13 protein-coding genes are annotated in these 8,222 nt (G+C 71.5%); 8 read left to right on the forward strand and 5 right to left on the reverse strand.

Going from position 1 to position 8,222, the window contains the following annotated elements; translation table 11 throughout:
- Positions 1–69 precede the first annotated feature (69 nt).
- From AAHM41_RS37225 to AAHM41_RS37235, 3 genes are read left to right on the forward strand one after another with little or no spacing between them, the layout of a single operon-like run.
- Positions 70–438 (forward strand): DUF423 domain-containing protein, encoded by a 369-nt coding sequence (locus AAHM41_RS37225; RefSeq protein WP_342241686.1) that lies wholly within the window; start codon positions 70–72, stop codon positions 436–438.
- A 50-nt stretch (positions 439–488) separates the two neighbouring features.
- The gene (locus AAHM41_RS37230; protein ID WP_342241687.1) at positions 489–719 is read left to right on the forward strand and encodes a sulfurtransferase TusA family protein; all 231 of its coding nucleotides are present in this window, start codon (positions 489–491) and stop codon (positions 717–719) included.
- Positions 720–722: 3 nt separating this feature from the next.
- The gene (locus AAHM41_RS37235; RefSeq protein ID WP_342241688.1) at positions 723–1,652 is read left to right on the forward strand and encodes a histone deacetylase family protein; all 930 of its coding nucleotides are present in this window, start codon (positions 723–725) and stop codon (positions 1,650–1,652) included.
- Between the two features lie 7 nt (positions 1,653–1,659).
- Here AAHM41_RS37235 and AAHM41_RS37240 read toward each other — a convergent pair whose 3' ends face one another.
- A complete protein-coding gene (locus AAHM41_RS37240) occupies positions 1,660–2,292 on the reverse strand; it encodes a TetR/AcrR family transcriptional regulator (protein WP_342241689.1) in 633 nt (210 codons plus the stop codon).
- 76 nt (positions 2,293–2,368) lie between these two features.
- Here AAHM41_RS37240 and AAHM41_RS37245 point away from each other — a divergent pair, with 76 nt between their 5' ends.
- Together AAHM41_RS37245 and AAHM41_RS37250 are read left to right on the forward strand one after the other, a co-directional pair.
- The gene (locus AAHM41_RS37245; protein WP_342241690.1) at positions 2,369–2,815 is read left to right on the forward strand and encodes an ABA4-like family protein; all 447 of its coding nucleotides are present in this window, start codon (positions 2,369–2,371) and stop codon (positions 2,813–2,815) included.
- Between the two features lie 2 nt (positions 2,816–2,817).
- Positions 2,818–3,660 carry a hypothetical protein gene (locus AAHM41_RS37250; RefSeq protein ID WP_342241691.1) on the forward strand — a complete coding sequence of 281 codons (843 nt, stop codon included), beginning with the start codon at positions 2,818–2,820 and terminating at the stop codon, positions 3,658–3,660.
- 9 nt (positions 3,661–3,669) lie between these two features.
- On the opposite strand, the gene AAHM41_RS37255 is transcribed toward AAHM41_RS37250, so the two are convergent.
- Entirely contained in the window at positions 3,670–4,254 is a 585-nt protein-coding gene (locus AAHM41_RS37255) for a helix-turn-helix domain-containing protein (protein ID WP_342241692.1), read from the reverse strand.
- A gap of 140 nt (positions 4,255–4,394) precedes the next feature.
- Here AAHM41_RS37255 and AAHM41_RS37260 point away from each other — a divergent pair, with 140 nt between their 5' ends.
- Entirely contained in the window at positions 4,395–5,369 is a 975-nt protein-coding gene (locus AAHM41_RS37260; RefSeq protein WP_342241693.1) for a quinone oxidoreductase family protein, read from the forward strand.
- Between the two features lie 3 nt (positions 5,370–5,372).
- On the opposite strand, the gene AAHM41_RS37265 is transcribed toward AAHM41_RS37260, so the two are convergent.
- From AAHM41_RS37265 to AAHM41_RS37275, 3 genes are all read right to left on the reverse strand, one after another.
- Positions 5,373–5,657 carry a hypothetical protein gene (locus AAHM41_RS37265; protein WP_342241694.1) on the reverse strand — a complete coding sequence of 95 codons (285 nt, stop codon included), beginning with the start codon at positions 5,655–5,657 and terminating at the stop codon, positions 5,373–5,375.
- A 171-nt stretch (positions 5,658–5,828) separates the two neighbouring features.
- Positions 5,829–6,032 (reverse strand): 30S ribosomal protein S21, encoded by a 204-nt coding sequence (rpsU, locus tag AAHM41_RS37270; RefSeq protein WP_225767343.1) that lies wholly within the window; start codon positions 6,030–6,032, stop codon positions 5,829–5,831.
- Between the two features lie 44 nt (positions 6,033–6,076).
- Positions 6,077–6,223 (reverse strand): hypothetical protein, encoded by a 147-nt coding sequence (locus AAHM41_RS37275; protein ID WP_342241695.1) that lies wholly within the window; start codon positions 6,221–6,223, stop codon positions 6,077–6,079.
- 336 nt (positions 6,224–6,559) lie between these two features.
- On the opposite strand from AAHM41_RS37275, the gene AAHM41_RS37280 reads away from it, so the two are divergent.
- A complete protein-coding gene (locus AAHM41_RS37280; protein ID WP_342241696.1) occupies positions 6,560–7,375 on the forward strand; it encodes a DUF1194 domain-containing protein in 816 nt (271 codons plus the stop codon).
- Between the two features lie 232 nt (positions 7,376–7,607).
- Entirely contained in the window at positions 7,608–8,060 is a 453-nt protein-coding gene (locus AAHM41_RS37285) for a CBS domain-containing protein (protein WP_342241697.1), read from the forward strand.
- Positions 8,061–8,222: the final 162 nt, after the last annotated feature.

The following is an 8,222-nucleotide window of genomic DNA, read 5'->3' on the forward strand; positions in this document are numbered from 1 at the left end:
GGGGGGGGGTGGGGGGGCCCCGCGGGGGGGGGGGGGGGGTGGGTGTGGGGGGGATTCGAGGAGAACGGGATGATCGACCGGGTGCTTCTGATCGGGGCCGGGCTGCACGGCATGGTGGCGGTGGCGATGGGCGCCTTCGCCGCGCACGGCATGGCAGCGGCGGCGCCGGAGCGGCTGGGCTGGGTGCACACCGGGGCGCAGTACCAGCTGGTCCATGCGGTGGCGCTTCTGGCCCTGGCCCTGCTGGGGATGGCGGGGCCGCTGCGCTGGGCGGGCTGGGCCTTCCTGGTCGGCGCCGCGATCTTCTCCGGCACCCTCTACCTGATGGCCTTCGGCGCGCCGCGCTGGTTCGGCGCCATCACCCCGATCGGCGGGGTGCTGCTGATCCTGGGCTGGGGCCTGGCCGTGCTGGCCGCCTTCCGCCTGGCGGAAAGCTGAGGCCGGAACCGTTGGCCACGGCCGCCGCCCGCGCTAGGGTCTGACTCATCATGGCCGATCTCGATCTCGACGCGCGCGACCTGATCTGCCCGATGCCGGTCCTGAAGGCGCGCAAGGCGCTGCAGGGGCTGGCGCCGGGCCAGGTGCTTGACGTGCTGGCCACCGACGCCGCGGCGCGCAAGGATTTCCCGGCCTTCTGCGACGCCACCGGCCATGTCCTGGTCGCCGTCGCCGACGAGGCCGACGGCGTCACCCGCTACAGCATCCGCAAGGCAGGATAGGGCATGGACACGCTGCTCTTCACCCACCCGGCCTGCATCGGCCACGACACCGGCCCCGGCCACCCCGAGCGGCCCGACCGGCTGCGGGCGGTGCTGACCGCGCTGGAAGACGAGGCCTTCGCCCTGCTGCAGCGGCGCGAGGCGCCGGAGGCGACGATCGAGCAGGTCGCCCGCGCCCATCCCGACGCCTTTGTCCGCCGGCTGCTGGCTGCGGTGCCGGAAAGCGGGCTGCAGCCGATCGACGCCGACACCGTGCTGTCGCCGGGGTCGGGCGCCGCCGCGCTGCGGGCCGCCGGGGCCGGCTGCGCCGCGGTCGACGCAGTGCTGGCGGGCGAGGCGCGCAACGCCTTCTGCGCCGTACGGCCGCCGGGCCACCACGCCGAGACGGCGCGGGCCATGGGCTTCTGCCTGTTCAACAGCGTCGCCATCGCCGCCATGCACGCCCGGCTGGCGCATGGTCTGGGCCGGATCGCGGTGGTCGATTTCGACGTCCATCACGGCAACGGCACCCAGGACATCTTCTGGTCCGAGCCCGACCTGTTCTACGCCTCGACCCACCAGTCGCCGCTGTATCCCGGCACCGGCTCCGAGGACGAGACCGGGGTGGCCGGCAACATCCTCAACGCGCCGCTGCCGCCGATGTCGGGCGGGGCCGAGTTCCGCCGGGCGATGGAGCGCATCGTGCTGCCGGCGGTCGACGCCTTCGCGCCGGAGCTGCTGCTGATCTCCGCCGGCTTCGACGCCCACGCCCGCGACCCGCTGGCCAATCTCGAGCTGCATGAGGGCGATTTCGCCTGGGCGACGCTGGAGCTGATGCGCCTGGCCGACCGGCATTGCGGCGGCCGAATCGTCTCCACCCTCGAGGGCGGCTACGACCTGCGTGCCCTGGCCCTGTCCACCGCCGCCCATGTGCACACGCTGATGACCGGCTGAGGCCGGCCTATCGCGCCGGCGCCGGCCACAGCCCGGCCAGCATCTCCGGCAGGATCGCGTCGTCGAGCGGGCCGGCCCCATGCGCCTCACCGATGCCGTCGAGCTTGCCGTCCAGCGCCAGATGGGCGAAGCCGTGCACCACCGACCAGGCGGCCAGCACGGTGGTGAGGGCCGCACGGTCGAGCGGCCGGCCGGCGGCGACGCCGCGATAGGCCCGGACCGCGTCCTCGAGCTCGGCGAAGGCGGCTTGGCCGGCGGCGCGAAGACGCACATCGTCCCAGTTCAGCCGGTCCTTGCGGAACATCAGCAGGAACCGCGCCGGATGCGCCCGGGCGAAGCGGACATAGCCCATCCCCTGCCCGTGCAGCCGGGCGGCGGGATCGGTGCCGCCCGACGCTGCCCCCTCGCGCAGGAAGCGGGTCAGCGTCTCGAAGCCCAGCAGCGCCACCTCGGTCAGCAGCCCCGCGGCACTGCCGAAATGATGCGCCGGCGCAGCGGCCGACACCCCGGCCCGGCGCGCCGCCTCGCGCAGCGTGAAGCCCTCGACCCCGCGCTCGGTCAGGATCGCCTCGGCCGCGGCGATCAGCGCCCGCTGCAGATCTCCGTGATGGTACCGCTCCCGCGTCGTCTCGTCCGGCATCGGCCACTCAAACTTTACAGTGTTCAGATCAGATGATATCGTCTCATCTTAACACTGTTCAGACAAGGAGGAAGCCGTGCTCGACCTGCTGTTCCGCGGCGGCAACATGCTCGCGATCCTCGGCTGGCTGGCACTGGCCACAGCACCGCTGCTGCCGCGCCACAAGGCCCGGCTGCGGACCGCGGCCGGGCTGGCGGTGCCGCTGCTCTTCGCCGCCGCCTATCTCGGCCTGGTCGCCACCAGCTGGGGTTCGGCCCAGGGCGGCTACGGCTCGATCGCCGCGGTGCGCGCGCTGTTCGATTCGCCCGGCATGCTGGTCGCCGGCTGGCTGCACTACCTGGCCTTCGACCTGTTCGTCGGCGCCTGGATCGCCCGCGAGGGAGAGCGGGCCGGGCTGCCGCACCTGCTGCTTCTGCCCTGCTTCGCGCTGACCTTCCTGTTCGGCCCGGTCGGCCTGCTGGCCTTCGCGCTGCTACGGACCGGCTTCGGCCGCCGCGCGCCGGGCCTCGTCGCGGAGACATGACCATGTCCTCTTTGGCCCTCGATCCGCTGCCGCGCCACCCGATCCGTGGGCCGTCGGCCCTGCTCCGGGCGGTCCGGCGCCGCGACCCCATCCTGGCCGGCTTCGGCCTGGCCCTGCTCGCGCTCGCCCTGGTCCTGGGCGTCGCCTGGGTGCTCGACGCCCGCCAACTGCACGGCGAGGACGTCTGGGCCAAGCCGGTCAAGTTCCTGCTCTCGGTCGGGCTGTTCGCCCTGACCAGCGCCTGGTTCATCGGCGATCTGCCCGCGGCGCAGCGACGCGCGGCCCCGATCCGCGCCGCGCGCTGGACCCTCATCGGCGCCGGCACGTTCGAGCTGGGCTACATCACCCTGCAGGGCGCCCTCGGCCAGCCCTCGCATTTCAACGAGTCGACGCCGTTCCACACGGTCATGTTCGCGCTGATGGGGATCGGCGCCGTGGCCCTGACCGCGACGACCCTGCCGCTGGCGCGCGAGATCGCCCGGCACGGCACCGGGCTGTCCCCGGCGCTGCGCCTGGCGATCGTGCTGGGGCTGGTGCTGACCTTCGTCCTCGGAGTCGGTGCCGGTGTGGCCATCGCCACCCATGGCGGCCATGCCGTCGGCGGCATCCCCGACCACCCCGGGCTGCCGCTGCTCGGCTGGTCGGCCACCGGCGGCGACCTGCGGGTGCCGCATTTCCTCGGCATCCACGCCCAGCAGCTGCTGCCATTGGCCGGCGCCGGCCTGGCCGCAGCCCTGCCGATGCGGGCGCGGCCGGCGGTCTGGCTGGTGTCGGCCCTCTATGTCCTGGTCACCCTCGCCGCCTTCGCCCAGGCGATGGCGGGCCGCCCGCTGATCGCGCTGTGACTGGGCGGCCTACCGCGCGGGCGCGGTGATCCACAGCGCCCGTGCCTCGCCCTCGCCTGTGGCGATCGCGGCATGGCCGATGCGGGCGTCGAAATAGGTGGCGTCGCCGGGGCCGAGTTCGACCGGGCCGTGATGCTCGGTGAACAGCGTCACCCGGCCGGCCAGCACATAGAGGAAATCATCGCTGTCGTGCCGCTCCCAGTCCTCGAAATCGTCGAGGGACCGGGCGCGGAGGGTGACCTCGGACGCCAGGAAGGGCGCGTTGCGCAGCGCGCCGCCGAACAGGCGCAGGCGGTAGTTCGGCATCTCGGTGGCCGCCCCCTCGCCGGCCCGCACCACGATGCGGCGGCCGCGCAGGGGCGAATCGGCCGGGCCGAACAGCGCGGCCAGCTCGATCTCGAAACCACGCGCGAGCTTCTGCATCGCCTGGAAGGTCGGCGACATCTCGCCCCGCTCGATCTTCGACAGTGCCGAGCGCGACAGGCCGGTATGGCCAGCCGCCTCCTCCAGCGTCCAGCCCCGGTCGGCACGCAACCGGCGCACGGTCTCCGCCAGGTCGATCTCCGGCGGGCCGGAGGGGTCCATCAAGGGCATGGTCGATCCGTCGTTGCAGCCATCCGCTTGTCCGGCGGCAGCATCCGCCCGTCAAGCCATCTTTCCACTATGATGGAACTTTCCACTATAGTAGATGGAACCGAGGCCGGCATGACCGGCGGCTGCGGAGAGACGAGATCATGGAAGCGCTGGTGTTCGACCGGTTCGGCGGCCCCGAGGTGCTGGAGATCCGGACGCTGCCGGACCCGCCGGTGCCGTCGGGCCACATCCAGCTGGCGCTGCGCGCGGCCGGCCTCAACTTCGCCGACCTGCACCGCCGCCGTGGCCACTACCGCCTGGCCGGCAAGGCACCGTATATCGCCGGCTATGAAGGCGCGGGCGAGGTGGTGGCGCTGGGCGACGGGGTCGAGGGCGTCCGCCTCGGTGACCGCATCGGCTTCGCCGACGTGCCCTTCGCCAACGCCACCCGCGTGACCGTGCCGGTCGAGCGCGCGATCCCGTTGCCGGACGATATCGGATATCGCGATGCTGCGGCGATCCTGCTGCAGGGGCTGACGGCGCAGTATCTGGTGGTGGACAGCGCCCCGGTCCGCACCGGGGCCCGGGTGCTGGTCCATGCCGCGGCGGGCGGGGTCGGGCAGTTGCTGGTGCAGATGGCGAAGCGGCGCGGCGCCATGGTGATCACCCTGGCCTCGACGCCCGAGAAGGCGGCGATCACCATGGCCCGGGGCGCCGACCACGGCCTGACCTATGCCGCCGACTGGGTCGCGGCAGTGCGCCGGCTCAGCGATGGCGGCGTCGACATCGCCTATGATTCGGTCGGCGCGACGTTGGCAGACAGCCTGGCCGCCACCCGGCCGCGCGGCACGGTGGTGGCCTACGGCACCGCCGGCGGCGACCCGCCGGCGATCGATCCGCGGCAACTGATGGAACAGTCGAAGGCGGTGGTCGGGGGCGACCTGTGGGACCATCTCGACAGCCGCGACAGCCGGCTGGCCCGCGCCACAGCGCTGTTCGCTGCGCTGCGGGCCGGCGAGATCGCTTTGCCGGAGATCGAGGTGTTCCCGCTGTCGCGCGGCGCCGATGCGCATCGCCGGCTGGAGAGCCGCGGCGTCACCGGCAAGATCGTGCTGGTGCCGGACGGGGCGGGCTGAGCCTCAGCCCAGCGCCGACGCGATCTCCGCCCATTCCTGCTCCAGGCTGGCGGAGGACATCGGCTTGCCGGCCTGGCGGTACCAGTAGCCGGCATTGCCGAGGTCGCCTTCCTTGCGGTGCAGATAGGCATGGGCCCAGGCGGCGTCGGCGCCGTCCTCGGAATCGACGCAGCCATGCGCCCGGTCCCAATCGCCCTTGGCATCCCACCACAGCGCGGCGAGCGCCGGCGGCAGAGTCGCCGGCGGCTGGTCCTGGTCCAGGGAATTTCTGAAAGCAGAGAGATCCATCAGTCGGCCTCCCGGTTCGTCAGGGGCGCGGCACCCCGGGTCGGGGATCACCGCACAGCCCGGCGCCGGACACAAGCCGGAGATGGCGTTACCGCAACGAAACAAGGGGCCGAAGGCCCCTGGTCTCATCCATCGGAACGACCGGTCGGGGCCGAAGCCCCGTTCGCCGGATCAGTAGCCCTGGATCTGCATCCGCTTGCGCAGCGCCTTGCGCTGGCGGCGAACGGCTTCGGCTTCCTCGCGGATGCGGCGCTCGGACGGCTTCTCGTAGTTCCGACGCTGCTTCATCTCGCGAAAGATGCCTTCGCGCTGCATACGCTTCTTGAGGACGCGCAGCGCCTGGTCGATGTTGTTGTCGCGGACGAGCACCTGCATCGGGCAAAGGCCTTTCACTGAAAGATCGGGCGGGGTTACGCCTTTCAGCCGAGAATGTCGAGAACGATCTGACGAATCTCGGCGCGGGACAGCTCTGCCTTGTGCGCCGGCTGCCGCAGCGGGGTGGTTGCCAGCCGCTGCATCGGACGACGCCGGCGGCGGGGTAGTGTCTTGATCTGTACGGTCTTCATGTCTGTTCTTTACGGTTCGGGCCCTTGGGGCCTCGTTGCACTCAATATCGCTTAAACCGCGATGCGCGGGCCATCGGCCTGCCTGTCACGGCGCAAAGCGCGATCGACAGGCGAGGCGCCTGCCTTATCGTTCGGATCATGGTTGGGAGGGGGATCCGGGCGCGTTCCTCGGAACGTCGGCGCGGATCGTATCGAAACCGATCTCGACGCTGGATATAGGGGAACCGCGGCCGGTTTGCAACCCGCCGGACGAAAAACAGCCGGTCGGCGGAGGTGACAGCAGGCCGGATCGTTCCCACATCGAAATCATCTCGGCGGCTGACACTGGGGGGCGAAATGCGCTTCGGCATCGTCGGATTCGGTCTGGCCTTCACCCTGCTCCTGCCCACGCCTCCCGCGGCGGCCCAGGACCAGCCGGTCGATCTCGAGCTGGTGCTCGCGGTCGACGTCTCGCGTTCGATGGACGATGACGAGCAGGCGCTGCAGCGCGACGGCTATGTCAGCGCCCTCACCCATCCCGAGGTGATCGACGCCATCGCCTCCGGCGTGCACGGCCGCATCGCCATCACCTATGTCGAATGGGCCGGCGCCAACTCCCAGGCCGTCATCCTGCCCTGGCGCCTGATCGACGGCGCCGCAGCCGCCCGCACGGCGGCGGCAGACCTGTCCGAGACCTTCGGCACGGTGATGCGGCGCGGCACTTCGATCTCCGGCGCTCTTCTGTTCTCCGCCGGGCTGTTCGACAACAACGGCTATGACGGCATCCGCCGCGCCATCGACATCTCCGGCGACGGGCCGAACAACGCCGGCTGGCCGGTGTCGGGCGCCCGCGAGATCGCGCTGGCGAAGGGCATCACCATCAACGGCCTGCCGGTGATCCTGAAGCGCGGCGGCTTCGGCGGCCTGCCGGAGCCCGACATGCTCGACGCCTATTACCGCGATTGCGTCATCGGCGGCCCCGGCGCCTTCACCGTACCGGTGCGCAACCCGCAGCAATTCGCCGAGGCGATCCGGCGCAAGCTGGTGCTGGAGATCGCCGGCGCGGCGCCGGAGGCGATGCCGGCCGCTTTCATCCCGGCCCAGTCCGGCGGCACCGACTGCATGATCGGCGAGAAGACCCGCCCGCGCTGGCTGGACCAGGACCAGCGGTAGCTCGAGGACCACGGCCGCATTGGTCCGAAGCCCGGGATGCGGTAGTATCGTCCGGCCGGAGCAGCGCTGGGGCGCCCCGCCTCCTCCGGCAGGGCCGGACCGTCCGGCCCAGGATCCGGCGCGGCCATCCCGAAGATGAGCCGGGATCCGGGCGCACCGGCGTCCCGAACAGACTGCGCAGGATGAGCGCCACCGCGCAGCCGTATTTCCAGGGCGTTTCGCCCGGGAGGTCATGATGCTTGTTCGTGAGGCCATGACTCCGCATGCGGAGTGGATCACCCCCGACATTTCGCTGGCGGAGGTCGCGCGACGAATGCGCGACAACGCCATCGGCTGCCTGCCGGTGGGCGAGAACGACCGGCTGATCGGCATGATCACCGATCGGGACCTCGTCTGCCGCGGCGTCGCCGAAGGGCTGGACTGCAACGCCGACAAGGCGCACCAGGTGATGACCAGAGGCATCACCTGGTGCTTCGAGGATGAGAGCGTCGACGACGCCCTCGCGCGGATGGAAGAGAAGCAGATCCACCACATGCCGGTGCTCAGCCGGCAGAAACGGATCATCGGCATCCTGTCGCTATCCGACCTCGCCCTGCGCGGACCGAGAAATCTCTCCGCCAAGGTGTTCACGTTGGCTGCACGCGACGCCCGTCTCCATGCGTCGGGATCGACCGCACGGCACTAGATCTTGACGGAGCAGGCCCCTTCCGATCGCTCGGGAGGGGCCTGCCGGCTCGACGGTCAGCCTTCCACCACCAGCCGGTAGCCGACCCCGGCCTCGGTCGCGATCAGCCGCGGCCGGGCCGGGTCGGGGGGGGGGGGGGGGGGGGGGGGGGGGGCGGCAGGG

This window comes from Inquilinus sp. OTU3971 (genome assembly GCF_038440215.1).

What these genes read in the sequence shown, in the direction of transcription:
- AAHM41_RS37265 (WP_342241694.1), bottom strand. Translation starts at nt 5,657, where the DNA reads ATGGATCTCTCTGCTTTCAGAAATTCCCTGGACCAGGACCAGCCGCCG.
- AAHM41_RS37240 (WP_342241689.1), bottom strand. Translation starts at nt 2,292, where the DNA reads ATGCCGGACGAGACGACGCGGGAGCGGTACCATCACGGAGATCTGCAG.
- AAHM41_RS37255 (WP_342241692.1), bottom strand. Translation starts at nt 4,254, where the DNA reads ATGCCCTTGATGGACCCCTCCGGCCCGCCGGAGATCGACCTGGCGGAG.
- AAHM41_RS37275 (WP_342241695.1), bottom strand. Translation starts at nt 6,223, where the DNA reads ATGAAGACCGTACAGATCAAGACACTACCCCGCCGCCGGCGTCGTCCG.
- AAHM41_RS37230 (WP_342241687.1), top strand. Translation starts at nt 489, where the DNA reads ATGGCCGATCTCGATCTCGACGCGCGCGACCTGATCTGCCCGATGCCG.
- AAHM41_RS37225 (WP_342241686.1), top strand. Translation starts at nt 70, where the DNA reads ATGATCGACCGGGTGCTTCTGATCGGGGCCGGGCTGCACGGCATGGTG.
- AAHM41_RS37235 (WP_342241688.1), top strand. Translation starts at nt 723, where the DNA reads ATGGACACGCTGCTCTTCACCCACCCGGCCTGCATCGGCCACGACACC.
- AAHM41_RS37285 (WP_342241697.1), top strand. Translation starts at nt 7,608, where the DNA reads ATGATGCTTGTTCGTGAGGCCATGACTCCGCATGCGGAGTGGATCACC.
- AAHM41_RS37250 (WP_342241691.1), top strand. Translation starts at nt 2,818, where the DNA reads ATGTCCTCTTTGGCCCTCGATCCGCTGCCGCGCCACCCGATCCGTGGG.
- AAHM41_RS37260 (WP_342241693.1), top strand. Translation starts at nt 4,395, where the DNA reads ATGGAAGCGCTGGTGTTCGACCGGTTCGGCGGCCCCGAGGTGCTGGAG.
- AAHM41_RS37280 (WP_342241696.1), top strand. Translation starts at nt 6,560, where the DNA reads ATGCGCTTCGGCATCGTCGGATTCGGTCTGGCCTTCACCCTGCTCCTG.
- rpsU (WP_225767343.1), bottom strand. Translation starts at nt 6,032, where the DNA reads ATGCAGGTGCTCGTCCGCGACAACAACATCGACCAGGCGCTGCGCGTC.